Source organism: Polaromonas sp. CG_23.6 (assembly GCF_029892315.1).
Lineage (GTDB): Bacteria > Pseudomonadota > Gammaproteobacteria > Burkholderiales > Burkholderiaceae_C > Polaromonas.
This window is the reverse complement of record NZ_JARXUY010000001.1, coordinates 3,618,653-3,645,493: the sequence shown is the minus strand read 5'-3', so window position 1 is coordinate 3,645,493 and position 26,841 is coordinate 3,618,653. Positions and strand designations below refer to the sequence as shown.

General features: G+C 61.7%; 27 protein-coding genes. 17 read left to right on the top strand and 10 right to left on the bottom strand.

Annotated features, from left to right (window positions below; genetic code table 11):
* Position 1: 1 nt before the first annotated feature.
* The 5 genes from H4V98_RS17255 to H4V98_RS17235 form a co-directional block, all read right to left on the bottom strand.
* Positions 2-907 (bottom strand): DMT family transporter, encoded by a 906-nt coding sequence (locus H4V98_RS17255; RefSeq protein ID WP_196864061.1) that lies wholly within the window; start codon positions 905-907, stop codon positions 2-4.
* Positions 904-1,767 carry a 3',5'-nucleoside bisphosphate phosphatase gene (locus H4V98_RS17250; RefSeq protein WP_196864062.1) on the bottom strand — a complete coding sequence of 288 codons (864 nt, stop codon included), beginning with the start codon at positions 1,765-1,767 and terminating at the stop codon, positions 904-906. The genes H4V98_RS17255 and H4V98_RS17250 overlap by 4 nt, the downstream gene beginning before the upstream one ends.
* Positions 1,768-2,044: 277 nt before the next feature.
* The gene (locus H4V98_RS17245; RefSeq protein ID WP_280757766.1) at positions 2,045-2,185 is read right to left on the bottom strand and encodes a hypothetical protein; all 141 of its coding nucleotides are present in this window, start codon (positions 2,183-2,185) and stop codon (positions 2,045-2,047) included.
* Between the two features lie 51 nt (positions 2,186-2,236).
* Positions 2,237-3,979 carry a single-stranded-DNA-specific exonuclease RecJ gene (gene recJ, locus H4V98_RS17240; protein ID WP_196864063.1) on the bottom strand — a complete coding sequence of 581 codons (1,743 nt, stop codon included), beginning with the start codon at positions 3,977-3,979 and terminating at the stop codon, positions 2,237-2,239.
* A 40-nt stretch (positions 3,980-4,019) separates the two neighbouring features.
* Positions 4,020-5,033, bottom strand: a complete 1,014-nt coding sequence (locus H4V98_RS17235; protein ID WP_280757765.1) for a hypothetical protein — start codon at positions 5,031-5,033, stop codon at positions 4,020-4,022.
* A 33-nt stretch (positions 5,034-5,066) separates the two neighbouring features.
* Here H4V98_RS17235 and H4V98_RS17230 point away from each other — a divergent pair, with 33 nt between their 5' ends.
* Complete coding sequence (locus H4V98_RS17230) at positions 5,067-6,323, top strand: lipoprotein-releasing ABC transporter permease subunit (protein WP_280757764.1); 1,257 nt, start codon at positions 5,067-5,069, stop codon at positions 6,321-6,323.
* 220 nt (positions 6,324-6,543) lie between these two features.
* Positions 6,544-7,230 carry a lipoprotein-releasing ABC transporter ATP-binding protein LolD gene (gene lolD / locus H4V98_RS17225; protein WP_348535236.1) on the top strand — a complete coding sequence of 229 codons (687 nt, stop codon included), beginning with the start codon at positions 6,544-6,546 and terminating at the stop codon, positions 7,228-7,230.
* Positions 7,231-7,322: 92 nt separating this feature from the next.
* Here the strand turns inward: lolD and H4V98_RS17220 are convergent, their stop codons facing one another.
* Positions 7,323-7,817 carry a hypothetical protein gene (locus H4V98_RS17220; RefSeq protein WP_196864066.1) on the bottom strand — a complete coding sequence of 165 codons (495 nt, stop codon included), beginning with the start codon at positions 7,815-7,817 and terminating at the stop codon, positions 7,323-7,325.
* Positions 7,818-8,135: 318 nt separating this feature from the next.
* Here H4V98_RS17220 and H4V98_RS17215 point away from each other — a divergent pair, with 318 nt between their 5' ends.
* The 6 genes from H4V98_RS17215 (at position 8,136) to H4V98_RS17190 (ending at position 12,600) form a co-directional block, all read left to right on the top strand.
* Positions 8,136-8,411, top strand: coding sequence for a DnaJ domain-containing protein (locus tag H4V98_RS17215; protein ID WP_196864146.1), 276 nt, complete (start codon positions 8,136-8,138; stop codon positions 8,409-8,411).
* Between the two features lie 14 nt (positions 8,412-8,425).
* Positions 8,426-9,001, top strand: coding sequence for a hypothetical protein (locus H4V98_RS17210; protein ID WP_280757763.1), 576 nt, complete (start codon positions 8,426-8,428; stop codon positions 8,999-9,001).
* Between the two features lie 60 nt (positions 9,002-9,061).
* Positions 9,062-9,811 (top strand): hypothetical protein, encoded by a 750-nt coding sequence (locus tag H4V98_RS17205; protein WP_196864068.1) that lies wholly within the window; start codon positions 9,062-9,064, stop codon positions 9,809-9,811.
* 32 nt (positions 9,812-9,843) lie between these two features.
* Positions 9,844-11,166, top strand: coding sequence for a hypothetical protein (locus tag H4V98_RS17200; RefSeq protein WP_280757762.1), 1,323 nt, complete (start codon positions 9,844-9,846; stop codon positions 11,164-11,166).
* Between the two features lie 159 nt (positions 11,167-11,325).
* Complete coding sequence (locus H4V98_RS17195; protein WP_280757761.1) at positions 11,326-12,351, top strand: patatin-like phospholipase family protein; 1,026 nt, start codon at positions 11,326-11,328, stop codon at positions 12,349-12,351.
* 60 nt (positions 12,352-12,411) lie between these two features.
* Positions 12,412-12,600: a hypothetical protein gene (locus H4V98_RS17190; protein ID WP_280757760.1), complete on the top strand. Its 189-nt coding sequence runs from the start codon at positions 12,412-12,414 to the stop codon at positions 12,598-12,600.
* A 94-nt stretch (positions 12,601-12,694) separates the two neighbouring features.
* On the opposite strand, the gene H4V98_RS17185 is transcribed toward H4V98_RS17190, so the two are convergent.
* The 4 genes from H4V98_RS17185 to H4V98_RS17170 form a co-directional block, all read right to left on the bottom strand.
* Positions 12,695-13,747, bottom strand: a complete 1,053-nt coding sequence (locus tag H4V98_RS17185) for a VWA domain-containing protein (protein ID WP_280757862.1) — start codon at positions 13,745-13,747, stop codon at positions 12,695-12,697.
* 31 nt (positions 13,748-13,778) lie between these two features.
* A complete protein-coding gene (locus H4V98_RS17180) occupies positions 13,779-14,765 on the bottom strand; it encodes a DUF58 domain-containing protein (RefSeq protein ID WP_196864071.1) in 987 nt (328 codons plus the stop codon).
* Between the two features lie 119 nt (positions 14,766-14,884).
* Complete coding sequence (locus tag H4V98_RS17175) at positions 14,885-15,907, bottom strand: MoxR family ATPase (protein ID WP_280757759.1); 1,023 nt, start codon at positions 15,905-15,907, stop codon at positions 14,885-14,887.
* 22 nt (positions 15,908-15,929) lie between these two features.
* Positions 15,930-16,889: a trypsin-like peptidase domain-containing protein gene (locus tag H4V98_RS17170; RefSeq protein ID WP_280757758.1), complete on the bottom strand. Its 960-nt coding sequence runs from the start codon at positions 16,887-16,889 to the stop codon at positions 15,930-15,932.
* A 278-nt stretch (positions 16,890-17,167) separates the two neighbouring features.
* Here H4V98_RS17170 and H4V98_RS17165 point away from each other — a divergent pair, with 278 nt between their 5' ends.
* From H4V98_RS17165 to H4V98_RS17125, 9 genes are all read left to right on the top strand, one after another.
* On the top strand, positions 17,168-18,016 hold the full coding sequence (locus tag H4V98_RS17165) for a TatD family hydrolase (RefSeq protein ID WP_196864074.1): 849 nt from the start codon (positions 17,168-17,170) through the stop codon (positions 18,014-18,016).
* Positions 18,017-18,021: 5 nt separating this feature from the next.
* A complete protein-coding gene (locus H4V98_RS17160; protein ID WP_196864149.1) occupies positions 18,022-18,630 on the top strand; it encodes a DNA-deoxyinosine glycosylase in 609 nt (202 codons plus the stop codon).
* Positions 18,627-19,688, top strand: a complete 1,062-nt coding sequence (locus H4V98_RS17155) for a site-specific integrase (protein WP_196864075.1) — start codon at positions 18,627-18,629, stop codon at positions 19,686-19,688. Before H4V98_RS17160 ends, H4V98_RS17155 begins: the two co-directional genes overlap by 4 nt.
* Before the next feature lie 58 nt (positions 19,689-19,746).
* Positions 19,747-20,511, top strand: coding sequence for a spermidine synthase (locus tag H4V98_RS17150; protein ID WP_196864076.1), 765 nt, complete (start codon positions 19,747-19,749; stop codon positions 20,509-20,511).
* Between the two features lie 42 nt (positions 20,512-20,553).
* On the top strand, positions 20,554-22,356 hold the full coding sequence (locus H4V98_RS17145) for a GspE/PulE family protein (RefSeq protein WP_196864077.1): 1,803 nt from the start codon (positions 20,554-20,556) through the stop codon (positions 22,354-22,356).
* A 135-nt stretch (positions 22,357-22,491) separates the two neighbouring features.
* The gene (locus H4V98_RS17140) at positions 22,492-22,980 is read left to right on the top strand and encodes a tripartite tricarboxylate transporter TctB family protein (protein ID WP_196864078.1); all 489 of its coding nucleotides are present in this window, start codon (positions 22,492-22,494) and stop codon (positions 22,978-22,980) included.
* Between the two features lie 8 nt (positions 22,981-22,988).
* A complete protein-coding gene (locus H4V98_RS17135; RefSeq protein ID WP_196864079.1) occupies positions 22,989-24,500 on the top strand; it encodes a tripartite tricarboxylate transporter permease in 1,512 nt (503 codons plus the stop codon).
* Between the two features lie 242 nt (positions 24,501-24,742).
* The gene (locus tag H4V98_RS17130; protein ID WP_196864080.1) at positions 24,743-25,231 is read left to right on the top strand and encodes a tripartite tricarboxylate transporter TctB family protein; all 489 of its coding nucleotides are present in this window, start codon (positions 24,743-24,745) and stop codon (positions 25,229-25,231) included.
* 12 nt (positions 25,232-25,243) lie between these two features.
* Positions 25,244-26,755 (top strand): tripartite tricarboxylate transporter permease, encoded by a 1,512-nt coding sequence (locus H4V98_RS17125; RefSeq protein ID WP_196864081.1) that lies wholly within the window; start codon positions 25,244-25,246, stop codon positions 26,753-26,755.
* Positions 26,756-26,841: the final 86 nt, after the last annotated feature.

The window sequence follows — 26,841 nt, the reverse complement described above, 5'->3', positions numbered from 1 at the left end:
TTCAGGATTCTGTGGCTTGGATGAGGACGCGGCTTTCGCGCACGGCCAGCCATGCGCCGGTGGCGCCGCACACGGCAATCATGCCCATGCCGAGTAGCGACAGGTCATCGGGAACATGGGAAAACGCCAGCCACCCACCCAGCATGGCAAAGCCGATCTGGGCATACAAAAAAGGCGTCAGGGTAGAAACAGGTGCTCTGGCATAGGCCAGGATCATCATGTAATGGCCGACGGTGCCCATCAGTCCCATCAACGCCAAGCCGGCCCAGAGCGTCCACGAGTCCAGCGAAGTCCAGGCAAACGGCAAGGCCAGCGACGCCAGCAGCGTGCCAACCCAGCCGGTGTAGAAATGCATGGTGACCGGGTCTTCAGTGCGCGCCAGCCGGCTGGTCAGAATCTGGAACCAGGCATGGGAAATCACCAGGCCCAGTGGCAGCAGCATGGCCCAGCTGAATTGGTTTCCGCCTGGCCGGATGATGATGAGCGTGCCGACGAAGCCGCCAATCACCAGCGCCCAGCGCAGCACCGACACCCGCTCGCCCAGCGTGAGCGATGCCAGCAGCGTGATGACCAGCGGCGTGATCATGACAATTGCCGTGAACTCCCCCACCGGCATGTGTTTGAGGCTGAAAAATGCAAACATGCTCGTCGTCAGCAGCAGCACGCCACGCAGGCACTGGAATTTCGGATGCGCGGTGCGCAGCAAACTCCAGCCACGCGAAGGCAGCATGGCGACAGTGGTCGCAATGGCCTGAAAGGCGTAGCGAAACCACACCGCCATGAACACCGGCACGCTCAGCGAAATGATCTTGGTGGTGGTGTCCAGCACGGCAAAGCAGGCCACCGCTGCCACCAGAAGTGCAATCCCCGCCAGCATGTTGGGAGGTGTCCTGCTCGCGCCGCTCATGCCTGGATGCGGCCAGCCAGCAGTTCCCACACAGGCGTCAGGTCGCCAGCCAGGAAGGGCAGGGTGCCCAGGTCGGTATGGCTTTCATCGGGGCTGTGAAAGTCGCTGCCGCGCGAGGCCGCCAAGCCAAATTCCTTGGCCGTTTCGGCGTATTTGATGAATTCCTGCTTGGTATGGCTGCCGGTCACCACTTCCACCCCGCGCCCGCCATGCGCCTTGAACTCGGTGAACAGCGCATATTCGGCATTGGCTGAAAAGTTGTAGCGGCCCGGGTGCGCAATCACCGCAATGCCCTGCGCCTGTGTGATCCAGGTGACAGCATCCTTCAAGGTCGCCCACCGATGCGGCACGTAACCGGGCTTGCCCTCCGTCAGGAATTTGCGAAAGACTTCATAGGTATCCTTGCAAACGCCGGATTCCACCAGATGACGGGCAAAGTGGGTACGCGAAATCAGTTCAGGATTTCCAACGAATTTCAGTGCGCCTTCAAAAGCACCGTGAATGCCCGCCTTGGCCAGCGAGTCCGACATTTCCCGGGCGCGCTGTTCGCGGCCGTTGCGGGTGTTGTGCAGGCCTTGCCTCAGTGCGGCGTCGTCAGGATCGAAGCCCAGGCCCACAATGTGAACCGTTTCGCCGGCAAAGGTCACGGAAATCTCGGTGCCGGTCAGGTAGGCCATGCCTTGCGCCTTGGCGGCGGCGGCGGCTTTGTGCTGGCCGCCCACTTCGTCATGGTCTGTCAGCGCCCACAACTCGACGCCATTGGTTTTGGCGCGTTCTGCAAGTGCTTCGGGGGTCAAGGTGCCGTCAGACACGATCGAGTGGCAATGCAGGTCGGCGTTCAGGATATTTTGCGGTTTCACAGCCTAATTTTAGGCTTTATGAAGAGTTGGCGCCGGAGTGCCCGGTTTTCTTCCCGATGCGTTTGGAACATAACCACGGCTTGGCGAGTGTTGGCTTGACCAAAAATGGAACAGGAGTGCTGTGGAAAGCGCCGGGGTCAGGCAAAAAATCGGGATGGGCGCAGCCCGAACGGTCATTGCCGCTGGATTTTTAATAACCAACAACTTTGGCGCAAACCCGGCACGGGAAGGAAATGTTTGATGGACAAGCACCCCTGCGCATGGCTTTTCGAGCTTTTCAGCGCAGACCGAAATAAGACAGGACGACGCCAATGATGACGACAAGGCCGACGATGTAAATGATGGTGTTCATGATTTCCCCTCTGGTAGGCTGGACGCTCCGGTGCGGGCTCCTTATAAAGCCGATCATCACCCCCACGGTGATGGGCAGATGTAGGCTGCCTGACTGAAAAATCGTCGGACAAATCCTTTATGGCCTGGGCGACTGGATTTCTGCTGCCTCAATGAGAAACTGCACGCGCCGGATGCCTTTCCATTCATTGGTATCCAGCCGGAACGCCAGCGTCACACGCGCTGGCAAAGTTTCGGTGTGGCCGAACCAGATGCCGTCCACCGGCTCGCCCCGGTGCTTGAGCTTCAGCGACAAATGCTTGTCGTCCCCCACCAGCCGCTGCGACACCACCTCGACCTCTTCGCTGAAGGTCGGTGCGGCAAAGCCCTGGCCCCAGACTTCCCTGTGCAGCGTGTCGACCACGTCGGCGCTTCGGTATTCGGGCGCCAGCGGGCCGTCGGTGTCCAGCCGGCGCATCAAGGTGGCCGCGTCCAGCCATTCTCTAGCGACCTGTTGCAGCCCATGCTCGAACTGCTCGAAATGTTCCTCTGAAATCGTGCAGCCGGCGGCCATGGCATGACCCCCAAAACGCAGCAGCACGCCCGGATGGCGCTTGGCGACCAGGTCGAGTGCATCGCGCAGATGAAAACCCGGAATCGAGCGGCCCGAGCCTTTGAGCTCATGCTCCTTGCCCGGCGCCTGGCTGGCGGCGAACACAAAGGTCGGACGGTGCAGATTGTCCTTGATGCGCGAGGCGACGATGCCGACCACGCCTTCGTGAAAATCGGGGTCGAAAATGGCAATCGCCGGGGGGGGCTCCTCGTCCTCGTCGATCATCGCGTCGGCCGCCAGTTGCGCCTGTTCGCGCATGCCGGACTCGATGCTGCGGCGTTCGCGGTTGATGCCGTCGAGCATCTGCGCCAGCTCGTCGGCCCGTGCCGGGTCGTCGGTGGTCAAGCATTCAATGCCCAGCGTCATGTCGGCGAGCCGGCCGGCGGCATTGATGCGCGGGCCCAGCGCAAAGCCGAAATCGAAAGTCGTCGCCGTGGGTGCCTGGCGGCCGGCGGCCTTGAACAGGCTGGCAATGCCGGCAGGCAGCGCGCCTGCGCGGATGCGCTTCAGGCCCTGCGCCACCAGCCGGCGGTTGTTGGCGTCCAGCTTCACCACATCGGCCACCGTGCCCAGTGCCACCAGCGGCAGCAGCGTGTCGAGCTTGGGCTGATGGGCCGCGTCAAACACGCCGCGCGTGCGCAGTTCGGCCCGCAATGCCAGCAGCACGTAAAACATCACGCCGACGCCGGCGATGGACTTGCTCTCAAAAGTGCAGCCGGGCTGGTTCGGGTTGACGATCACATTGGCGTCGGGCAGGCCAATCTGCTCGTTGAACAGCGCGGGCAAATGGTGGTCGGTCACCAGCACCTGCAGGCCCAACGCCCTGGCGCGGGCCACGCCGTCGATGCTGGCAATGCCGTTGTCCACCGTCACCAGCACCTCCGCACCGGTGGCCTTCACCCGCTCGGCAATCGGCGCGGTCAGGCCGTAGCCGTCAACGATGCGGTCGGGCACCAGGTAGCTGACGTGCCGGGCACCCAGCAGTTTCAGCCCGCGCAGCGCCACGGCGCAGGCGGTGGCGCCGTCGCAGTCGTAGTCGGCGACGACGCAGATTTTCTGGCCGGCGGCCATGGCATCGGCCAGCAGCACGGCCGCTTCGTGGGTTCCCTTGAGCGACGGCGGCGGCAGCAGCCGGGCCAGTCCGTCGTCGAGTTCGTCAGGGCCGTTAACACCGCGCGCGGCATACAACTGCGCCAGCAAGGGGTGGATGCCGGCCTGCTGCAGTGCCCAGACGCTGCGCGGGGGCACGTCGCGTACCTGTATTTTCATGGTGCGGGTCTCGAATCAGTTGGATAGATGACTATGATTTTCATAGCTGCTTGAGTACGTCCAGTGGGCGCAAAGGGCTAAAAAGGCTTGACATTTTTCTCCAAAACCCGGTGCGGTGTGTCTCGAAGGTCTGGGCGCTGCTTTCGCCGCACAAGGTCAGCCGCACCGATTCGCTGCGTTGCTGCCGGGCCAGCAGCGCAGCCATGTCGCCTGCCTCCAATGCGGCCCAACCCTGCGCATAGCCAGCCCAGTCTTCCCGGAAAACCGCATTGGCCAGGCTGCGCGGCGCGCTGGCTTGGGCTTCGCCAAGGGTGTTGTTCAGCGCCTTCTCTACTGCGGGTGAAGCCGCACCAAGTTCGGCAGGCAAATCCCCGGTGCCGCTGATCCAGAACGAATTGACCGGCAACTGGCGCCGTGCCTCGCGCTCGTCATTGGACGGATGCGTGTAAAGCAGCATCTGCATCTCATTTTGCAGGCGCCTCAAGGGCGCGGCGCTTTTCGTGTCCGGCAGCCACGCGTCCACGTTGCGCGCCAGCACCCGGTCAATCGAGGCTGTCGGCAGGCCACGAAACAACTCGCCCTCGGCCAGCCAGCGCCCCGGGGCCAAATAATGCAGCGTGATGCCGTCGGTTTCAAAATAGGGTTGCATCAGCGCCAACAGGCTGCGCGATTCGTCTTCCCGCAATGCAAGCTGGGCCGGGTCTGTCAGCGTTGCATGCAGGTGGCCCATGGCCCAGTGGCACGGCGTGATCCAGGCCCAGGCCTTGTCAGCGCCGGCCTGCAACTGCTCCACGGCTTCGCTGGCAGCCCAGGGCAGCAGGCCATCGGCCGTGTCCAGCGTGGCCAGGCCCAGGGCGCGGGCCAGGGCGCGTTCATGCGGCGGCGAGAGCGATTCGGCATCGCGGGTATCGGTCTGCACCAGCTTCATGCCCTGCAACAACTGGCCCAGACGCTTGAAGCTGTCGGGCGCCAGCGATTGCAGCGTGGGCAGCCAGGCTTCGGCGCTGCAGGCAGCAAAGGGAATCAATAAATGGGGGGTCGAGTCAAGGCGCATCGGCCTATTGTCCGGGATGCCACAATCGCTGGCATGCAAATCCCCTATGAGCTGATTTTGGGCTGGCGATACACCCGCGCTGGTCGCGCCACCCGGCGAAACGGTTTTATTTCCTTCATTTCAGGCGTCTCCATGCTGGGCATTGGGCTGGGCGTGGCGGCACTGATCATTGTGCTCAGCGTGATGAACGGCTTTCAGAAAGAAGTGCGCGACCGCATGCTGGGCGTGATCTCGCACATCGAGGTGTTTGCACCCGGTGGCGGCGCGCTGGCCGATCCGCAAAAAACGCTGGCTGAGATTCGCGCCAATCCGAATGTCGTCGGCGCTGCAACATTCATAGCTGCCCAGGCCCTGCTGGCGCGCGGCGAGGACATGAAAGGCACATTGGTCCGGGGTATCGACCCGGCGCTGGAGGGGCAGGTGACCGATCTGGCGGTGGAACTGGAAAAAACCGCTTTCCCCAAGCTGGTCAGCGGCGAATTCGGCGTGGTGCTGGGCGGTGAACTGGCGCGTGCCATGGGCGTGCGCGAAGGCGACCGCGTGACACTGATCGCGCCCAGCGGCCAGGTGACGCCGGCCGGCGTCGTGCCGCGCCTGAAACAGATGACGGTGGTGGGCACGTTTGACTCCGGGCATTTTGAATACGACTCGGCGCTGGTCATGATGCACCAGGACGACGCCGCGCGGATCTTCCGGCTCGAGGGGCCGACCGGCATCCGCATCAAGCTCAAAGACCTGCACCAGGCCCGGCAAGTGGCGCTGGAGTTGTCGAAAACCCTGAGCGGCGACCTGTTGATCCGCGACTGGACGCAGCAAAACAAGACCTGGTTTGCCGCCGTCGAGCTGGAAAAACGCATGATGTTCATCATCCTGACACTGATCGTGGCGGTGGCGGCCTTCAACCTGGTCAGCACCTTGGTGATGACGGTGACCGACAAGCGCGCCGACATTGCGATTTTGCGCACGCTGGGCGCCAGCCCGAAAAGCATCATGGGCGTGTTCATGGTGCAGGGCGCGATGGTCGGCGTGATCGGCACGCTGTCCGGCCTGCTGCTGGGGCTGCTGGTGGCCTTCAATATCGATGTGATCGTGCCGGCACTGGAGCGGCTGCTGAACGCCAACTTCCTGCCCAAGGACATCTACCTGATCAGCCGCATGCCCAGCGAGCCGCAATACAGCGACATCATGCCGATCGTTGTCATTTCGTTGATCCTGGCTTTTCTGGCCACCATCTACCCGAGCTGGCGCGCCAGCCGCGTGAACCCGGCAGAGGCGCTTCGCTATGAATAAGACCCCCACGCTCCCCACTTCGTGTGGTTCGCTGCCCCCCGAGGGGGCGCTGCGCCTGCGGCCCGGCGAAGCCGGTTCCGCGGCCCCTACTGGTGGGGAGGGGATGCCGCAGAGCGTCGCTCCCATGCCCCCCGAGGGGGCCGCTGCGCCTGCGGACTGGCAAAGCCAGATCCGCGTCCCCGACTTGCAGGGGCGGGGCTTGGAACCCGAACCCGCCCAACTGCAAGGCGAAGTCGTGCTGCGCGCCATTGGCCTGACCAAGCGTTTCACCGAAGGCCGGTTGGACGTGACGGTGCTGCAGGGCGTGGACCTGCAGGTGCATCGCGGCGAGACGCTGGCCATTGTCGGCACCTCGGGTTCGGGCAAAAGCACCTTGCTGCATTTGATGGGTGGGCTCGACGCGCCGACCAGCGGGCAGGTCGAATTGAAAGGCCAGGTTTTGTCCAGTCTGTCGCCCGCCGCGCAGGGTGAGTTGCGCAACCGGCACCTGGGTTTTGTTTATCAGTTCCACCATTTGCTGCCCGAGTTCAGCGCGCTGGACAACGTTGCCATGCCGCTGTGGATTCGGCGCCTGGACCGTGCCAAAGCCTCGGAAATCGCCAGCAAAATGCTTGCCAGCGTGGGGCTGGAAGACCGGATTCACCACCGCCCTTCCGAGCTTTCAGGCGGTGAACGCCAGCGCGTGGCGATTGCCCGCGCCCTGGTGACGCAGCCTGCCTGCGTGCTGGCCGACGAGCCCACCGGCAACCTCGACCGGGCCACGGCCGACGGGGTATTCCAGCTGATGCTCAGGCTCTCCCGCGAACACGGCACGGCGTTTGTGGTGGTGACACACGACGAGGCGCTGGCGGCGCGGTGCGGGCGGCAATTGCGGCTGGTAGTGGGGAAGCTGTCGGAGGCAGGGTGAGCCCGCAAGTCTTTATGGCCGGTGCTGGGAAAAGGGCACAGCCATAAAAAAAGACAGGCCATGCCTGTCTTTTTCGAGAGTGCAAAAGCCGCTTACTTGACGGCGGCAGCTTTCACATCGGCCTTGCCTTCGGCTTTCACGGCGGTGGTGGCCGATGCCGCATTGGCCTTGTCAGCCTTGGCGTCAACCTTGACCTTGTCGGTCTTGGCGGTGGCATTGACCATGGCCTTGTCAGCTTTGGCGTCGGCCTTGGCATCGACTTTTTCGGCCTTGGCTTGTGCCGCTACCTTGTCCTTGGGATCGGCCTTGGCAACGTTGGCATGGGCTTTTGACTTGCTGTCGGTGGACTCTGCATGTGCTTTTGCCTTGACATTGCCAGATTTCACTTCGGCTTTTTCAACCTTGGCGTCGGCCTTGGCGTCCACTTTTGCTTCAGAGGCGACGGCCTTGACAGTGGCTTTGTCAGCCTTGGCTTCTGCTTTCACAACTGCGGGCGTGGCCGGCGTGACCACAGGTGCTACAGACACTTGGGCAAATGCACCCGAAACAAACAGACCGGCGATCAGGGAAGCGAGTAACTTGTTCATGGTAAGCCTTTGTTAAAAATCAATCGATGCAGCGTTTTTGTTGCATCTGGTCTGTTAACGAAGCGCATCCGGATGCAGTTGACTGGCTTTACATGGCCTTTGCAATTCAAGTGCAGGCCGGTGCTGGGGCTGGCCGGGGTCTGCTCACGGGCTTGACCTTCATGAACCGTGGGCGTCCCGCCGCATACCCGCTGGCGCCCTGCGCCTGAAGCATAATCACCGGCTTCGCGCATTGCGGTGGAACCTTCAGCCGCAAGGTCGTGGCAGCAGGCCCCGCCAGTGCGCCACTTCCCGTTCCAGGACGAAATCACCCCACGCATGACGGACCACTACACCACCCTTGGGCTCAACAGCGCTGCGACGCTGGCCGACATCAAAAAGTCGTTTCGCCAGAAGGCGTCGTACTGGCATCCGGACAAAAATGCGGCGCCGCATGCTGCAGAACGTTTTCGCGCCGTGCAGCAGGCCTACGAAGTCCTGTCCGATCACGACAGGCGCCAGGCGTACGATGACAACCGGCGGCGCAACCTGCTCGACAGTCCGCTGGAAACAGCGCAGGACATCTGGCAAAACTATTTCAATTCACTGCTCTGAAAACTAAGCGCAACATGACTATTTCCCCGTTTTTCCGCAACCTGCGCACAGCCTACCGCGCTGAAATGGACGACCTGACGTTTGACTCCGACGGGCGCGACGTACTGCGTCAGCGACTGGGCGAAAAGCGCAAGGAAATCGGTTTTCTGGTGCAAATGATGGAACTCAGCCCTGAAATGGTGGCGGTCATTTTTCACCAGGGCCTGCGCTTCACCGAGCCTGCGTTGATGGAGCACCTGCTCAGCCGTGAAGCCGATGAACTGCCCGACTGGGCCCACGTGTGCGGGGGCATCGAGCTGACGCCGTGGGCCCGCGACCTGAGTCAAATTATCCTCAAGGCGCCTGCTGGCGAATGGTTCCTGACAGTGGCGGCGGGCCTGCAGTACATGGCGGACAAGCCGGACAATTCCGATAAGGCACTCGCCGGGCAGGACACCGACGAGGACGATGACAGCGATCAGGACGACGACAGCGATGGCTTTGACGATTTCAACGACCACGAAAGCGATGAAGTCCGCGGCGACGCCCGGGAGCGCAAGGAAGCAGGCGCCAGCTGGCTTGAAGGTCAGGGCTTTGACCACAAGGACTGATTACCAGCTGTATTTCTGCATGCACCGTCAAAAAACCAAACCAAGCGACTTCAAGCCTTTATGAACCATCTCGCCCTGATTGAAAAAACCCAGCTTCTCATTGCCGCTGGCGACATCGTCGGCGCCGAATCCGCGCTGGTCGAACTGGCCGATGCCCAGGGTGATGCCGCGCTGATGGTCGTGCTCGACATGCTGCCGGCCAAGGACATCCTGGCGGTCATCCGCGAGTACGACAACTCGAAGGAATCCATCGTCAACCTGCTGGTCACTCCCGAGCAGTTTGCGCGCGCCGTGGTGATTGAAAAGCAGTACAAGGACCTGACGCGCACCCATCTGCGCGGCATGATGAACGCCATCATCTTCCGCGAAGACGCCGACCCGCTGACGTTCATCAACGCCATTGGCGACCTCGAAGGCGGCAGCGAGGCGCTGGCCGACTACTTCACCGACAAATGGGACCGCATCGAGGCCTTTGCCTTCAATGGCAGCTTTGACGCGATGAAAGACACCGGCGAGCTGATCTCGAAAGCCGACCTGCAGGCCAGAAGCTATGAACGGCCACAGGTCGAGCAGGACGAGGTGGCCGACCACGACTGGATGGAATTGGCCTGGCTGCTGCGCTACCAGAACCCGGACCTGTTCATCGAGATGCTCACCGTGTTGCGGGCCAAGGCGCGTGCCCATGACCTGGGAGCCGAGGACGACGAGTCGCTCGATGACGAAGACGACGGCAAGGTCGAGACCGGCGACACCGACCGGGGCAAGGCCACGCCGGTCGCTCGCGACTCTGACGAGGAATCGGCCATCTGACGCGCTTGCCGTCCAGACCGCACGCCTTGACCATGACGATGAACGCTTCAGATTCCTCTGCGCCCACTGCTTCCGCTGCGTCGGTTTCGCTCTACGATGCGCGGCCGTTTTTTGAAAAAGCGCTGCAGTTTGGCGTGCAAAACGGCATGCTCGACAGCCACAAACTCGACGCCATCCGTACCGATGCGCCCAAGGGCATGGTGCAGATTGCGCGCTATTTCGGCAACGAGTTCCTGCGTCCGGACATTGAAAAGGCCAGGGACCGCATCGTTAACCTGGTGAGCCTGTCCCTCGAAAGCACCAGTGGCGGCGACCTGCGGCAGGCCGCTGAGTTGCTGCGCGACCATTCCTTCATGTCGCGCTCCAAGGCCGGCTCGGACATGCTCCGCGCCCTGCTCGCGCTGCCCGAAAGCACGGGTTTTCATGCCAGTCTGGACAGCAGCCTTGATGCCGGTGGCCCGCCCAAAGGGCTGGCCGAATGGTCGCTGAAAAGCCTGGCCGATTACCAGGCCGAACTGGCCCGTCGCCAGCCTATCCAGCATGAGAAAGAAGCCGCCGTCTGGCTGGCCGGGCAACTCGGCCTGGACATCGACGCCTTGGAAGAGGCGCACACCCATGCCGAAGCGGTGATCCGCAGCGCCTTGCTGGCGCTGGCCACGCGGCACACCGAAATGCCGGACTGGGTCGAGTTTGAAAAAATGGTGGCCGACCTGCGCAAGAAATACCAAGCTGCCCGGGCGCTCACCGACGCCAAGACCCAAAAGGCCGCCAGCGCCCGTGCGCAGACGCTGTCCCTGACGATTCCGAAGGACTTGCCAGATGAATTCCGGGACGTGGTGCAGGCCGTGCGCCAGTCCGTGCTGGCCGACCTGCCACAAATTTTGGACAGCGCGCTGACCGCCCGGGCGCTGTTTGCCAATGACAGCGAACACCACCATGCGCCATTGCTCGGCCGCTATTTCTGGATTGAAGACATCGCCAGCGAGATGCATTACCACGAGCAGTCGGTCTCCCTTGCCTGGGACAAGGTGACGGGTGGCAACTGCGACGACGGCTCGCTGTTGACGCTGCTGCTGTGTGTGGCCGCCGGTGCCACGCCCAAAACCGTCCTGACTGAAAAAGCCGCTGCAGCACTGGTCCGCAAGATTCAAAAGCCAGGTGCCGAGCCGGGGTTCAGGCCCGATCTGGCCAGCCAGTACATCGTTGACCATGCGCCTGCCGAGCACCAGGACGCGTATCTGCAGTTGTGGGAGGACTTTGTCGAAGAGGCCGGCCCGACGCTGCAAAGCGATTCGACCTATGCGCGCAAGGATGCCCTGGCGTTGCTGCGGCGCGAATGCCATGTCATCGCCTGAACCGGTGTCCGCAGCGTTGCCGGGTGCTTGCCTGTCGGGATTTCAGGAAAATTCCTGACGCAGTGACTCCCGGTCTGCAATGCTATGCTGCACTGCAACATAGTCGCATGCTTTGTCTGAACCTCAGGCCTGGCGTGCAAGCACCGACAAGGACGCACTTTGCTTTTTGGAAGACGCAGCCAGCAAACCATCAACCTCGCCCTGCAGGGCGGGGGCGCACATGGCGCCTTCACCTGGGGGGTTCTCGACCAGTTGCTGGAAGACGGCCGAACCGGCTTCGAAGGTGTCAGCGGCACCAGTGCCGGCGCCATGAATGCCATCGTCCTGGCGCAGGGCCTGATGACCGGTGGCCGCGAAGGTGCGCGGGCCGCGCTGCAGGCGTTCTGGCGCCAGGTGGCGGAAAGCCTGCCGTTTGAAATTGCCACGCCGTCCAGGGACGGGCAGGATGTCAAGCTGGTGCCGGCCTTCAAGATGATGTTGCAGTTTGCCCATTACTTTTCGCCGCAACAACTCAATCCCTTCGATGTCAACCCGCTGCGCAAGATCTTGCTGGCGCAGGTGGACTTCGAGCGTCTTCGACGCGACAGCCCGGTCAAGCTCTACATTGCCGCGACCAACGCCAACTCAGGCAAGGTCCGGCTGTTCCGCTCGCCGGAAATCAGCGCGGATGCGATTCTGGCCTCTGCCTGCTTGCCGCAGATGGCGCGGTCAGTCGTGATTGAAGGCGAGCCCTACTGGGATGGCGGTTATGCGGCCAATCCGGCGGTTTTTCCGCTGGTTTACGAATGCAAGAGCACGGATATTCTGATGGTTCTGCTCACCCCCCTGAAATACCAGCGCACGCCGAACAGCGTGCAGGAAATCAAGGACCGCGTACTTGAACTGGCTTTCAATTCAACCTTTCTGCGGGAAATGCGCATGTTTGCCCATGCCCGTGACTACGCCAGCGAATCGTTTTTTCCTGTCGGAAGGATCGAAAGGCGACTGGTTCGCCTGAATTTCCATGTGATCGATGCGCCGGAACAAATGAATGCGTTCAAGACCGAAACCAAGCTTGCGGCCAACATGGAGTTTTTTGAACTGCTGAAAAATATGGGTCGCCAGCGGGCCAAGGCCTGGCTGGAAGCGAATCATGGCGACATTGGCAAGCGTTCCACCGTCGATCTGGCTGAATTGTTTTACTGAAAGTGAAGGCTATTGAAGTAGCCAATGAAAAAGCCGTCCATTTTTTAAGGAGTAGCGGTCATGAAAAATCCGTTTATGAGCATGTTTTTGAGTGGCGCCAACAAGATCGCCGGATCGGCCCGCGCCCAGGCCACGGCCGCCGTCAAGCGCGAAGCCGCCAAGAACACCCGTCAGGCGACCAAGGCCTGGACTGATGCGCTGATGCCCAAGGCTGCGGCCCCCAAAAGGAAGAAATCGGCAAAAAAGTAGGATGCTATTAAAAAAATAGCTGACTGCGCCCGCCCGTATTGCGCAAACGGCTTATTTCTCTTGAAAACGCCTGTCAAGAATGGCTTGAAGGGCGTCAGAGAATCCGGTTGAACCAGAGCAGCGACAGGCCGGCTGACAGCAAGCCCAGAAGGGCAGCGACCAAGGCCAGCAGCCCGGAAATCTCGGTTTCCTTTTTCTCCACCGTCAAGCGGGAACTGAGCGTCTGGTAGACCTTTTTCAGGTCGCCCGCCGTGCCCGCATAAAAGTATTCGGCCTGGGTGGCGCGGGCAATGCTCTTTAGGGTTTCCTCGTCGAGCCTGACGCGCATGGACCAGCCTTCAAAGCCGATGGTCTCGCCTTCGACCGTGCCGACGCCCACGGTATAGACCCGCACACCCCGGTCCGCCGCTGCCTTGGCCGCGTCGAGCGAATCGACGCCGGTGGTGCGCTGGCCGTCGGTCAGCAGGATGATGGCGGCCGAACTGTAGGAGCCGGGTGCGACGGGCGTGAATGGTTTTTTGCTGCTGGCGTCGTTCTTGCCGGCCTGGTCGAGCGACAGGCCGCGCTTGCGGTCGTTGCCGGTTTCGAGCGTTTCCAGGTCGATGCCGGCGTCGGGAAACAACTCGCCGAGCGACACGACGATGCCGTTGCCGATGGCTGTGCCGCGTTGCAGCTGGAACTTGTCAATCGCCGTCGTCAGGTCTTCACGGCTTAAGGTCGGCGGTTGCACCACGGCGGCGGTGCCGGCAAAGGCCACCACGCCGACCCGCACGCTGCGCGGCAGGTCGGCCAAAAAAGCCTTGGCGGCATTTTGCGACGCCACCAGCCGGTTGGGCTGCACGTCGGTTGCCCGCATGCTGCCCGACACATCCATCGCCAGGATGATGGTTTCGTTTTGCGACGGCAGCGTCACCACGGCGAACGGGCGCGACGATGCCACCAGCATGGCGGCCAGCGACAGCAAAAACAGCAGCGGCGGGATGTGCCGGCGAAAGCCCTGGCCCTTTCCCATGGCTTCCCGCACGATGGACAGGCTGGCATAGCGCAGCGCCATTTTTTTCTTCCGGCCCAGCAGCCAGAGATACACGGCAACCAGCAATGGAAGGGCCAGCAGCAGCCACAGGAACTGCGGCCAGAGAAAAGTCATGGGAAGTGTCATGGTGATATTTCCACGCTGTTTAGCCTGCACGCGCCAGGTGGGCCGGCAGACGGCCTGCCGCTCCAGAAGCGCCGGACAGGCGGCTGCGTTGTTTGCGCAGGTCGGTAAAACGCAGGATGGCGTCGGCGAGGTTGTCGTCGGTTGAAAGTTCCAACGTGTCAACGCCCGCATTTCCCAGCGCCTGGCGCAGGTCGGCTTCGCGCTGGGCCGCGATGCGCGCAAAGCGTTTGCGAAAGCCGGCATCGTGGGTATCAACCAGCAACTGTTCGCCGGTTTCGGCATCGACAATCGGGATCAGGCCCAGGTCGGGCAATTCGAGTTCCAGCGGGTCGAGCAGGCGCACCGCCACCACGTCATGCCGCTGGGCAAGTTGCCCCAGCGGCGCTTCCCAGCCCGCTTCGGTGATGAAATCGGACACCACGAACACGGTTGAGCGGCGGCGTACCAGGTTGGCGGCCGACGCCAGCAGTTCATGCAGGCGGGTCGGACCCGCGCTGGGCGTTTGCGGCCGCGACCGCAGGGTGTGCAGCAGGTTCAGCACATGGGGGCGGCCGCTGCGCGCCGGCAGCGTGGTATCGACGCCGGCGCCGTAGAGCATTGCACCGACACGGTTGCCATGGCGCGTCAACAAGCGCGCCAGCACGGCCACGAAGTCGGTCAGCACCTGGCGCTTGGCGATTTCACCGGAGCCGAAATCCATCGACGGGCTCAAGTCCAGCAAAAACCATGCGCTCATCTCGCGGTCTTCAGTGAACACGCGCACATGCGGCTGTTGCAGCCGCGCCGTGACGTTCCAGTCGATATGCCGCACATCGTCATGGAACTGGTATTCCCGCAGGTCCGCCAGGTCCATGCCAGTGCCGCGAAACAGCGTGCGGTAGTCACCCTGCAGCAGCCCGTCCAGCCGGCGCAATACCGTCCATTCGAGCCGGCGCAGAAGATGGTCAGCGCTTTCGGCAGGGGCTGGCGCCACCGGTGGTGGTACAGCGTGTGAAAGCCTAGGCATGGCAAATTCCCCGATTGTCCAAGCACCGGCCACGGAACCGGCTTTGCCGGGCCGCAGGCGGGGCGGCCCCCTCGGGGGGCAGCGACCCGCGAAGCGGCGGAGCGTGGGGGCTCATCACTCTAGGCCGCAAGTTTTTCATGCGCAAGCGGCTTGGCGGGTTGCGGGATTCTGGCCATGATTTTTTCCACGATCCGGTCGGCGGAAAAGCCTTCCGACAGCGCTTCGTACGACAGCACCAGGCGGTGGCGCAGCACGTCGGGGATCAGGTCGGTCATGTCTTCGGGCAATGCATAGCTGCGGCCGCGCAGCATGGCCAGGGCGCGTGCACCTTCGGTGAGGTTGATGGTGGCGCGCGGGCTGGCGCCGAAGGTGATGAAACGCGCCAGCTCATCGAGGCCATGCCTGCCCGGGTTGCGTGTAGCCGACACCAGCCGAACCGCATACTGCACCAGCGACGGATCGACATAGACGCGCCGGCACTCGGCCTGCAGCGCAGCCAGCTGCAGGGTAGTCGCCACGGCCGACACCGACACCGCCGGGCCGGTGACGCGCTGGACGATGACGAACTCTTCCTCGTCGGTGGGGTAGTCGACCACCACCTTCATCATGAAGCGGTCCACCTGCGCCTCGGGCAGCGGGTAGGTGCCTTCGGTTTCAATCGGGTTTTGCGTGGCCATGACCAGGAATGGCGCGGGCACGTGGTGCGTTATGCCGGCAATCGTCACCTGCCGCTCCTGCATCACCTCCAGCAGCGCGCTCTGTACCTTGGCCGGCGCCCGGTTGATCTCGTCGGCCAGCAGCAGGTTAGTGAACACCGGGCCCAGCGAGGTCGTGAACTCGCCGGTTTTCTGGTTGTAGATTCGCGTGCCCACCAAGTCGGCGGGCACCAGGTCGGGCGTGAACTGGATGCGCTTGAACTGGCCGTTGATGGTTTGCGCCAGCGTCTTGATCGTCAGCGTCTTGGCCAGACCGGGGACGCCTTCAACCAGCAGATGGCCTTGCGCCAGGATGGCAACCATGACGCGTTCCAAAAACCGGTCCTGCCCGACCACCACGCGCTTGACCTCGTAGAGGATCTGCTCCATGAGTTGCGCGGTGTCGTGACTGGCAGCCGCCGAATGCTCAAAATGGTTCGAATCCATGGAAAAAACCTTTCAAAACACGTCAAAAAGGAGTCATCCCGGCGGCCGAGGCGGCATTTTCAATCGGCACTGCAAAACCGATGCCAACAAAAGAGCGCTGACCGTTGGGGTTGTAGATGGCCGTGACGATGCCGATCACCTCGCCTTCCAGGGTGACCAGCGGGCCGCCCGAGTTGCCGGGATTGGCGGCGGCATCGAACTGGATCAGGTTGGTGATGACCTGTTGTCCGTCAGGCGAGCGAAAGCTGCGCTTGAGCCCCGAGATGATGCCGCTGGAGGCCGACGGACCAATGCCGAAGGGATAGCCTACGGCCACCACGCCGTCGCCCGGCGCCAGGTCGGATGTCGAGCGCAGCGTGGCAGCCATCAGGTCGTCGGGAATCTTGTGCGCCTGCAGCACCGCCAGGTCGTTCTCGGGCTGCACGCCGGTGATGCTGGCGGTGGATTCCAGTCCGTCGGCAAAGGTGAGCTTGATGGTTTGCGCGCCCTGCACCACATGCAGGTTGGTCAGGATGGTGCCCTTGTCCGTGATGACGACGCCGGTGCCCACGCTGCGGTCGGCATGTTCGTCGCCGTCCTTGTCCTTGGTTGGCTTGCCCAGCCCGGTCACGCGCACCACCGACGGAATGATGGCTTCGTAGGCTTTGACCGCCGGCGAGGGAAGCACAGTCGTTTCCAGGGTCTTCAGCACGGCGGCGTTGATGTCCTTCTGGGTCAGCTTGCGGGCGCCAGGCTGCATCGAAGAGAACAGGCTGATCGCCAGCAGCAGTGCCAGCAACCCGACCACCGACCACAGCAGGTGGATGTTGTGAAGGGACAGGTGCCGCAGGAGGCGAGTGGCAACTGATTGAGGCTGACCTGTCCGATTGTCTTCTGGCGGCGCCTGCGAAGCACCGTTTGGCGTTGCAGGCTCGTCGGTGTTTGAACCCGCCGGCGCAGGACGCTGGCGTTGGGAACTACTGTAAAGGGCAGGCCTGCGCATCCGTTCACCTGTGGGGTAATGTGGAGAAACCAGCGGGACAAGAAATGCACCGTATCATGATTTCTGCTTTGCTGCACTCACTCAAAGCCTTGCCAGGGGATTGTTGAAACAAGCGCTTTCGGTTTGTTTCAACTGGTCTCAAGAAGCACGGGTTGGCGTGGCAATGCCATACCCTGTGCGGCATTTGCTTTGAAAAAAACAGGCGCTATGCAGCTTACCTTTGTATGTCAACATGCAGGACCAAGCCAATACAGGCCCGTCCCTTCACCACTACTTTCATGACCTTCTGGATTGACACGCATTGCCATCTTGACGCCGCAGAGTTTTCCGCCGATCGGGGCGACATGCGCGCGCGCGCTGCATCCGAAGGCGTGGCGCATTGCGTGCTGCCGGCTGTGGCGGTAGGCAACTTCGAGGCGGTCCGGCAGCTGGCGCATCGCTTTTCGGACAGCTATGCGCTGGGCATCCACCCGCTGTGCGTGCCCGGCGCGCAGGAGGCCGACCTGCAGGCGCTGGATGCGGAATTGCACCTTCGCCGGGACGATCCGCGCCTGGTGGCGGTCGGCGAGATCGGGCTGGATTATTTCGAGCCGGCGCTCAAGCAAAGCCCGATGCGCGAGCGGCAGGAATTTTTCTACCGCGAGCAGCTCAAGCTGGCGCGCCAGCACGGCCTGCCGGTGATGCTGCATGTGCGGCGTTCGGCCGACAAGCTGCTCAAGCACCTGCGCGATCTCAAGCCCGGGGGCGGCTGGCGCGGCATTGGCCATGCCTTCAACGGCAGCGAGCAGCAGGCGGCTGAATTCATCAAGCTGGGGTTGAAGCTCGGTTTTGGTGGCAACGTGACGTTTGACTCGGCGCTGCAGATCCGGCGTCTGGCCAGTTGCCTGCCGCTGGAGGCGCTGGTCATGGAAACTGATTCGCCTGACATTCCGCCGCACTGGCGCTACCGCACTGCAGCGCAGCGGCAGGACGGGCAGGGCCAAGGGCGCAACGAGCCGGCCGAACTGCCACGCATTGCCGGCGTGCTGGCGCAGCTTCGCGGCTTGACGCCCGAAGCGCTGGCGCGGGCCACCACGGCCAATGCGCTGCAGGCTTTTCCCAAGCTCCAGGCATTGATGCCGTGCTGACCGGCATGGCGCCGCTGGTGTCCGGCAACACGCGGCTGTTGATTCTGGGCAGTTTTCCCGGCGTGGCCTCTTTGGCGGCGCAGCAATACTATGGCCATCCGCAAAACCGGTTCTGGGCAATTTTGCAAGCCATTTGGCCCTCTTGCGCAATGCCTACGGGTGCCAATAGCTATAAAATACGTAGCGAGTGGCTGCTGGACAGGGGTCTGGGCCTGTGGGACGTGTATGCCGCCTGCGAGCGAGAAGGCAGCCTGGACAGCCGCATCCGCCAGCCGCAGGTGAATGATTTTTCGCAGCTGCGCTGCTGGTGCCCCGACCTGCTGGCGATTGCGCACAACGGCGGCGAAAGCTTTAAACATGCGCGCCATGTCAGTGCTGCGCTGACAACCCCGGCATCCCCTGTGGCCAAGCAGGGGCCGCAGGACCGGCTTTGCCGGACTGCAGGCGCAGCAGCCCCCTCGGGGGGCAGCGCATTACACGAAGTGAAAAGCGTGGGGGTACTATTTCACCGCTTGCCATCGACCAGCCCGGCCAATGCGTCCTGGTCGTTTGAGCGCAAGCTCTCCGCCTGGCGCGAGGTTTTTGAGCAACATGGATTGACCGACAAGCAATGAGCAAACTTCCGTTTCCCCTCACCACTGAAGACGTTTTCAAGGCCTGGGCGCTGGAGCGCGCCACCCAGCGCAAGGGCGGCCTGTCGCCACGCTCGCTGGCGTCCTACCATTCACTCTGGACCGGCTGGACCGAGTATTTGACGACGCACGGCCCGCTGGCCTGGAACGAGGCCAAGTCAATCGACGTGCGTGCCTACCTTGAAGCACTGAGCCCGCGCGGGCAGGCGCGCGGCATGCTGCATGTCAGCACCGTGACGCAGCGCCGCTACTTCCGCGTGCTGAAGAAAATTTATGCCTTTGCCCAGGCCCAGGACTGGGTGGCTGACAACCCGGTGGACGCGGGCGCGTCGGTGTCGGCCACCGAGCAGATGGATTCGCTGGTGTTCCATGCGCTTGACTGGGATGCACTGCTGCAGGCCGTGGCGCCGCCCATCGACCCGCCGCCGCAGGACCAGCCCTGGCTGGAAGTGCGCGACCAGGCGATCCTGCGCCTGATGATGCAGTCGGCCCTGACGGTGGCCGAACTGGCGGGGCTGGACATCGGCGATGTACAGCATCCCCGCCTGGGTTCCAGCCATGGTGTGGCCGAACTCTGGCCCACTGAGGAAACAGCGCCCGGCGGAGAAGCACCGGCGGTGATGCTCGACCTGAGCGGTGCCCGCAAGGCGCAAGACCGGCGCATCACCTTGCCTGTAGAAGCCAGCACCGCCGTGCTGGCCTGGCTCACCGTGCGCGCCACGCTGCCGCTGCCGCAGGACGCCGGCACGCCGCTGTTTGTCTCGCGCAAGAAGGCCGGCCGGCTGACGCCGCGCGCACTGTTTCACCTGGCCAACCGGCATGTGAGCAATACCCTGGGGCCGCGCTACCCCGACACCGTGCTGGCCCATGCCGGGCCGATGACGCTGCGCAATTCATGCATCGTGCGCTGGCTGGACGCCGGCCTGCCCGACGACGACATCCTGGTCCGCGCCGGCCTGCGAGAAGCCCAGGCCTTGCTGCGCCTGCGCAAGCATGTGCATGCCGCCGACACAGCCGATTCGGACGCGCCGCTGGCATGAGGTGAAAATGGGGTTGCGCCTGTGGCGCTTGCACTAAAAAACTCCCTCGATTGCTGCCATGTCAACCAAAGAAAATCCTAATGCCCGGGTCCTGCCCGAAGTCAACTTTTCCGACTTCGGCGATGTGCGCTTTCTGCATCTGGGCACCGAATGGGTGCAGGGCTCGATGCTGAAGGACGCGCCTTATGACATCGAGCTGGAGTATGTGCAGCGCATGATGGCCGGCCTGCTGTTCCTGGACGCCGAATCGGTGGCCAAAAAGCAGGCGATGCAGCTCGGGCTGGGGTCGGCGGCGCTGACCAAGTTTTGCCACAAAAAGCTGCGCATGAAAACCACCGCCATCGAGATCAACCCGCAGGTGGTCACCGCCTGCCGGCTCTGGTTCAAGCTGCCGCGCGACGATTCAAGGCTTCGCGTTATCGAAGCCGATGCGGCTGATGAAATCAAAAAACCAGCGCACCGTGGCACGGTTGATTTACTGCATGTGGACCTGTACGACCATGAAGCGGCCGCGCCAGTACTCGACGATGCCGATTTTTATGCCAACTGCCGCGAACTGTTGACAGAAAGCGGCGTGATGACAGTCAACCTGTTTGGCCGCGATTCGAGTTACGAAGCCTCGCTGGTCAAAATGGCCGAAGCCTTTGGTCCCGAGTCGATCTGGGCCTTCCGGCCGACGCGCGAGGGCAACACCGTGGTGCTGGCCCAGTTCGAGCCGACGCGGCCGGAGCGCGAGGAGTTGCTGCAGCGCGCCGGCATCATTGAGTCGCGCTGGGACTTGCCGGCCAAAAAATGGCTGCGGCTTTTCAGGCCGGTGTTTTGACTTTCCATTTTTTTTAACAAACCCTGTGTTGAAGAGTCCTTCATGAGCGTTGCGCATCCCCAAAAACCCCCCTTGAATCCGGATTTTGGAAGGCTGCATGCCGGGCATCTGGACTGGCGCAAGCTGGTTGAATGGCTGGGTGAGGATGGCCTCATCAGCACCGCCGATGCCCAGCGCACCATCGCCCGCTGTTCTCAGGTGCAAAGCGCCCAGCATCCGGTCGTCAGGCTGGCCAGCATCGGCATGAAACGGCTCCAGGATGGCAAGCCGCTGGATGCCGAAGCCATCAGCGAGTGGCTGGCCGGGTGTGCGGGACTGAAGTATTTGCGCATCGACCCGCTCAAGGTCGATGTGGGCAAGGTGGCTGACTCCATGTCGGCGGTGTATGCCGAGCGCCACAAGGTGCTGCCGGTGCAGGTCACGCCGCAGGAGCTGGTGATTGCCACCTCTGACCCGTTCGTCACCGACTGGGTGCCCGAGGTCGAGCGCCAGTCCCGGCGCAGCGTGCGCCTGGTGGTGGCCAATCCGCTGGAAATCAGCAAGTACACGGCCGAATTCTTTGCGCTGGCCAAATCGGTCAAGGCCGCACTCAAGTCGAGCGGCGGCTCGGGTTCGGCCAGTTTCGAGCAGCTGGTCGAGCTGAACAAGAGCAACCGCCAGCTCGACGCCAATGACCAGGGCGTGGTGCAGGTGGTGGACTGGCTCTGGCAGTACGCCTTTGACCAGCGCGCCAGCGACATCCACCTGGAGCCGCGCCGCGAGCAGGGCGTGATCCGCTTTCGCATCGACGGCATCCTGCATCCGGTGTACCAGCTGCCAATGGCCGTCCACAATGCCATGACGGCGCGCATCAAATTGCTCGGCCGCATGGATGTGGTCGAAAAGCGCCGGCCGCAGGATGGCCGCATCAAGACCCGCAACCCGCGCGGGGAAGAAATCGAGATGCGCCTGTCCACGCTGCCGACGGCCTTTGGCGAAAAAATGGTGATGCGCATTTTTGACCCCGACACGACGGTCAAGAACCTCGATGCGCTGGGTTTTTCATTGCACGACGCCGAGCGCTGGGAGCAGCTGGTCAAGCGCCCCTACGGCATCGTGCTCGTGACCGGGCCGACCGGCTCGGGCAAGACCACGACGCTGTATTCGACGCTCAAGCGGCTGGCCACCGAAGAGGTCAATATCAACACGATCGAAGACCCGATCGAGATGATCGAACCCGCCTTCAACCAGACGCAGGTCCAGCCGATGCTGAACTTCGGCTTTCCCGAAGGACTGCGCTCGCTGATGCGGCAAGACCCGGACATCATCATGGTCGGCGAGATTCGCGACTTGCCCACTGCCGAAATGGCGGTGCAGGCGGCGCTCACCGGTCATCTGGTGTTCAGCACATTGCACACCAACGATGCGCCGTCGGCGGTCTCGCGGCTGATGGAACTTGGCGTGCCGAACTACCTGATCAACGCCACGCTGCTCGGCGTGCTGGCCCAGCGGCTGGTGCGCACACTGTGCAGCCAGTGCCGCCAACCTGACGAAAATGCCAAGCGTGAAACGCTGGCCGAAATGGTCAAGCCCTGGCAGATCACGGGCAGCTACCTGCCCTATAAAGCGGTGGGCTGCGTTGATTGCCGGATGACCGGGTTCCGGGGACGCATGGGGCTGTACGAGTTGCTGACCGTGACGGAAGCATTCAAGGACAAAGTTTCAAAAGAGCCCAACATCGACACCTTGCGCCGCCAGGCGATCGGTGAAGGCATGCGGCCGCTGCGTCTGGCCGGTGCACTGAAAGTCGCCGAAGGCCTGACCACCATCGAAGAAATCCTCGCGACCACGCCCTCTCTTTCCTGATCTGCCCCCATCTGCTGAAAATGGAAATCTGCTGAATTTAATATTTTTTTGTCAGCTAGGGGTAAGCCATCTGAAGTGAAAAAATTGTTGCCTGCACAATATGCAGATTCATTTTTTACACAAAGGCTACAAATAGTGCACATAAAGAGTCAACCCGATTTTTATTCGGGAGTCATGTTCATGGTCTGCGGCGTGGCATTTGCATGGGGTGCCACCAACTACACGGTGGGTAACGCCGCGCGCATGGGACCCGGGTATTTTCCCCTGATGCTGGGTGCTTTGATGGCTTTGGTGGGGGTCGTGGTTACTTTCAATGCGCTGGGTGGAGACGCCCCCGGCGAGGACAAGATCGGCGCATGGGCATGGCGCCCGCTGTTCTATGTGATTGCCGCCAACTTTGTGTTTGGCGTATTGCTGGCCGGTGTGCGCAGTCTGGATGTGCCTGCCTTCGGACTGATCGTGGCGATTTACGCTTTGACATTTATTGCCAGCATGGCGCAAGCCGGCTGGAAATTCGTGCCCACGTTCATGCTGGCCACCGCGCTGGCCATTGGCAGTTACCTGGTTTTTGTACTGGCGCTGGCGCTGCAATTTCCGGTGTGGCCTGAATTCATCACCGGATAAGGACAAAAATGGATCTGCTTGCAAATTTGTCCTTGGGTTTCAGCGTGGCATTCACGCCGATCAACCTGATCTACGCGCTGGTTGGCTGCCTGTTGGGAACACTGATCGGCGTATTGCCGGGCATTGGCCCGGCGGCGACCATCGCCATGCTGCTCCCCGCCACCTACGCGCTGCCGCCCGAGTCGGCGCTGATTGCGCTGGCCGGTATTTACTATGGCTCGCAGTATGGCGGCTCGACCACGGCCATTTTGGTGAATCTGCCTGGCGAGTCGTCGTCGGTGGTCACGGTAATTGACGGCCACCAGATGGCCAAAAAAGGACGGGCAGGGCCGGCGCTGGCAGCTGCCGGACTGGGGTCGTTTTTTGCGGGCTGCGTGGGCACCGTCATGATCGCCGCCTTTGCGCCTGCGCTGACGGAAGTGGCCTTCAAGTTTGGTCCCGCCGAATATTTTGCGCTGATGCTGCTGGGCCTGATCGGAGCGGTGGTTTTGGCCTCGGGCTCACTGCTCAAGGCCATTGGCATGATCTTGCTGGGCCTGCTGCTCGGCCTGGTGGGCACCGACGTGAACTCTGGCGTGCCACGCTTCAGCTTTGACGTTCCCGAATTGACCGACGGCATCGGCTTCGTGGCGATTGCGATGGGTATTTTTGGCTACGGTGAAATCATCAGCAATCTGGCGCAGCGCGAAACCCAGCGCGAGGTGTTTGACATCAAGGTGGCGGGCCTGTTCCCGACCAAGCAGGATTTCAAGGACATGGTGCCCGCCGTGCTGCGCGGAACAGCGCTTGGTTGTGCGCTCGGCATCTTGCCGGGTGGCGGCGCCACCTTGTCGGCTTTTGCCGCCTACACCATTGAGAAGAAAGTCAAGGGTCGTCCCGGTGAAGTGCCGTTTGGCCAGGGCAATATTCGCGGCGTTGCCGGCCCCGAAGCGGCCAACAATGCAGGTGCTCAGGCGTCTTTCATTCCGCTGCTGACCCTGGGCATTCCATCGAACGTGGTGATGGCGCTGATGGTGGGCGCCATGATGATTCACAACATCCAGCCCGGCCCGCAGGTCATGACCAGCAACCCCGAGTTGTTCTGGGGCCTGATTGCCTCGATGTGGATTGGCAACGCGATGCTTGTTATCCTGAATCTGCCACTGATCGGCATGTGGATCAAACTGCTGACCGTGCCTTACCGCTACCTGTTTCCGTCAATTGTGCTGTTTTGTTCGATTGGTGTGTATTCGACGAACAACAACACCTGGGACATCTGGGTGGTGGGGTTTTTTGGCGTGGTGGGCTATATCTTCCACAAACTGCGCGCCGAGCCGGCGCCCTTGTTGCTGGGCCTGATTCTGGGCCCCATGATGGAGGAAAACCTGCGCCGGGCGCTGCTGCTGTCGCGCGGGGACTGGAGCACTTTTGCCACCCGTCCGATTTCTGCCGGTCTGTTGGTGGCCTGCGTGTTGCTGATGCTGGTCGTGCTGGTGCCCGCAGTGAAAAGCAAGCGGGAAGAAGCTTTCGTTGAAGAGTGAAGTTGCGAGCACGCACAAGAGGCGTGCGCATTGACCTTGAAAAAGCCACCCTTGGGGTGGCTTTTTTGTGTCAGCAGGGCATGGATATTTTTTGAGCGCCAACTCCACCGCTGAATTTGGTTGCGCCGAGGTCTCTTTAGATCACTCTGTACATAAGTGAAAGCCACATTTTTTGTGCTGGTAATTGAAAGCACAATGAAAGATTGAGATGCAGGTTCAATTTTTTATAAAGGAGACAAACCGTGAATATCAAGAGTCAAAAAGACTTTTTTTCCGGTCTTATGTTTATGGGCGTCGGGGTGGCGTTTGCCTGGGGGGCCACGACATACAACGTGGGTAACGGTGCGCGCATGGGGCCAGGTTACTTCCCGCTTTACCTGGGTGTCCTGATGACGATCCTGGGCGCGGCCATCACCTTCAAGTCGCTGGTGGTTGAAACCATGGGTGGCGACAAAATTGGCAAATGGGCCTGGAAGCCGCTGTTTTTCGTGATTTTGGCCAATCTGGTGTTTGGTGCGCTGCTTGCCGGCTTGCCGTACTTTGGCATCCCAGCAATGGGCCTGATCATTGCCATTTATGCGCTGACCTTCATTGCCAGCATGGCTGAAGAAGGCTGGAAGTTCAAGGCCACGTTCATTCTGGCCACGGTGCTTGCCGTGGGCAGTTACCTTGCTTTCGTGATTGCGCTGAAATTGCAGTTTCCAGTGTGGCCCGAGTTCATCACCGGCTAAGGAGAATTAAAAATGGAACTGATTGAACACCTTTCATTGGGTTTCGGCGTGGCCTTCACGCCGATCAACCTGCTGTATTGCCTGGTAGGCTGTATTTTGGGAACGCTGATTGGCGTGCTGCCCGGCATCGGCCCGGTGGCGACCATCGCCATGCTGCTGCCGGCCACCTACGCACTGCCGCCGGTGTCTGCGCTGATCATGCTGGCCGGTATTTACTACGGCGCCCAATATGGCGGCTCGACCACGGCTATCTTGGTCAATTTACCGGGAGAATCGTCCTCGGTTGTCACCTGCATTGACGGCTACCAGATGGCCCGAAAAGGCCGTGCGGGACCGGCGCTGGCGGCTGCCGGTCTGGGTTCTTTCTTTGCAGGCTGCGTTGGTACCTTGATTCTGGCGGCCTTCGCGCCTCCATTGACCGAATTGGCCTTCAAGTTTGGCCCGGCCGAATACTTTGCACTGATGACCCTGGGCCTGATTGGTGCCGTGGTGCTGGCGTCGGGTTCGCTGCTGAAAGCCATCGCCATGATCGTGCTGGGCCTGCTGCTTGGCCTGGTCGGTACGGACGTGAATTCGGGCGTGGCGCGTTTCAGCTTTGACGTTCCGGAACTGACCGACGGCATCGGCTTCGTGGTGATCGCCATGGGCGTGTTTGGCTACGGCGAGATCATCAGCAACCTGGCCCAGCCAGAGAGTGAGCGCGAAGTGTTCACCGCTGGCGTGTCGGGGCTATGGCCGACCAAGCAGGACTTCAAGGACATGACGCCTGCCGTTTTGCGCGGCACTTTCCTGGGTTGCGCGCTGGGAATCTTGCCCGGCGGTGGCGCCTTGCTGTCGGCCTTTGCTGCTTATGCGCTGGAAAAAAAGATGAAGATGAAGCCGGGCGAAGTGCCTTTCGGCCAAGGCAACATCCGTGGTGTGGCGTCTCCCGAGTCGGCCAACAACGCCGGATCGCAGACCTCCTTCATTCCGCTGCTGACACTGGGCATTCCACCCAACGCCGTGATGGCGCTGATGGTCGGCGCCATGACCATCCACAACATCCAGCCGGGCCCGCAGGTCATGACCAGCAATCCCGAACTGTTCTGGGGCCTGATCGCCTCGATGTGGATCGGCAATGCGATGCTGGTGATTTTGAACCTGCCGCTGATCGGCATCTGGATCAAGCTGCTGACTGTTCCCTACCGCTACCTGTTCCCGGCCATCGTGCTGTTCTGCGCCATCGGCGTGTACTCGACCAACAACAACACCTGGGACGTGTGGATGGTGGGTCTGTTCGGCATCATTGGCTATATCTTTGTCAAGCTGGGGGCAGAACCCGCCCCCTTGCTGCTGGGCTTCATCCTGGGCCCAATGATGGAAGAGAACCTGCGCCGGGCATTGCTGCTGTCGCGCGGCGACTGGAGCGTGTTCGTGACCCGTCCGATTTCTGCCGGCCTCCTGGCAGTTGCGGTACTGATGCTGGTGATCGTGCTGCTTCCGGCCGTGAAGAACAAGCGCGAAGAAGCCTTCGTCGAAGAATGATGCTGGCGCCCTGACGGCCACTGCAAAAACGGCACCTTCGGGTGCCGTTTTTCATGGACGCGGCCAATTCACAGCGACAAGCCGCC

Coding starts and splice junctions, on each gene's coding strand:
- H4V98_RS17210 (WP_280757763.1), top strand. CDS start 8,426: ATGACTATTTCCCCGTTTTTCCGCAACCTGCGCACAGCCTACCGCGCT.
- H4V98_RS17145 (WP_196864077.1), top strand. CDS start 20,554: ATGAGCGTTGCGCATCCCCAAAAACCCCCCTTGAATCCGGATTTTGGA.
- H4V98_RS17175 (WP_280757759.1), bottom strand. CDS start 15,907: ATGGATTCGAACCATTTTGAGCATTCGGCGGCTGCCAGTCACGACACC.
- H4V98_RS17205 (WP_196864068.1), top strand. CDS start 9,062: ATGAACCATCTCGCCCTGATTGAAAAAACCCAGCTTCTCATTGCCGCT.
- H4V98_RS17200 (WP_280757762.1), top strand. CDS start 9,844: ATGACGATGAACGCTTCAGATTCCTCTGCGCCCACTGCTTCCGCTGCG.
- H4V98_RS17190 (WP_280757760.1), top strand. CDS start 12,412: ATGAAAAATCCGTTTATGAGCATGTTTTTGAGTGGCGCCAACAAGATC.
- H4V98_RS17150 (WP_196864076.1), top strand. CDS start 19,747: ATGTCAACCAAAGAAAATCCTAATGCCCGGGTCCTGCCCGAAGTCAAC.
- H4V98_RS17170 (WP_280757758.1), bottom strand. CDS start 16,889: ATGCGCAGGCCTGCCCTTTACAGTAGTTCCCAACGCCAGCGTCCTGCG.
- H4V98_RS17215 (WP_196864146.1), top strand. CDS start 8,136: ATGACGGACCACTACACCACCCTTGGGCTCAACAGCGCTGCGACGCTG.
- H4V98_RS17125 (WP_196864081.1), top strand. CDS start 25,244: ATGGAACTGATTGAACACCTTTCATTGGGTTTCGGCGTGGCCTTCACG.
- H4V98_RS17255 (WP_196864061.1), bottom strand. CDS start 907: ATGAGCGGCGCGAGCAGGACACCTCCCAACATGCTGGCGGGGATTGCA.
- H4V98_RS17135 (WP_196864079.1), top strand. CDS start 22,989: ATGGATCTGCTTGCAAATTTGTCCTTGGGTTTCAGCGTGGCATTCACG.
- H4V98_RS17155 (WP_196864075.1), top strand. CDS start 18,627: ATGAGCAAACTTCCGTTTCCCCTCACCACTGAAGACGTTTTCAAGGCC.
- H4V98_RS17165 (WP_196864074.1), top strand. CDS start 17,168: ATGACCTTCTGGATTGACACGCATTGCCATCTTGACGCCGCAGAGTTT.
- H4V98_RS17230 (WP_280757764.1), top strand. CDS start 5,067: ATGCAAATCCCCTATGAGCTGATTTTGGGCTGGCGATACACCCGCGCT.
- H4V98_RS17235 (WP_280757765.1), bottom strand. CDS start 5,033: ATGCGCCTTGACTCGACCCCCCATTTATTGATTCCCTTTGCTGCCTGC.
- H4V98_RS17185 (WP_280757862.1), bottom strand. CDS start 13,747: ATGACTTTTCTCTGGCCGCAGTTCCTGTGGCTGCTGCTGGCCCTTCCA.
- H4V98_RS17220 (WP_196864066.1), bottom strand. CDS start 7,817: ATGAACAAGTTACTCGCTTCCCTGATCGCCGGTCTGTTTGTTTCGGGT.
- recJ (WP_196864063.1), bottom strand. CDS start 3,979: ATGAAAATACAGGTACGCGACGTGCCCCCGCGCAGCGTCTGGGCACTG.
- H4V98_RS17180 (WP_196864071.1), bottom strand. CDS start 14,765: ATGCCTAGGCTTTCACACGCTGTACCACCACCGGTGGCGCCAGCCCCT.
- H4V98_RS17160 (WP_196864149.1), top strand. CDS start 18,022: ATGGCGCCGCTGGTGTCCGGCAACACGCGGCTGTTGATTCTGGGCAGT.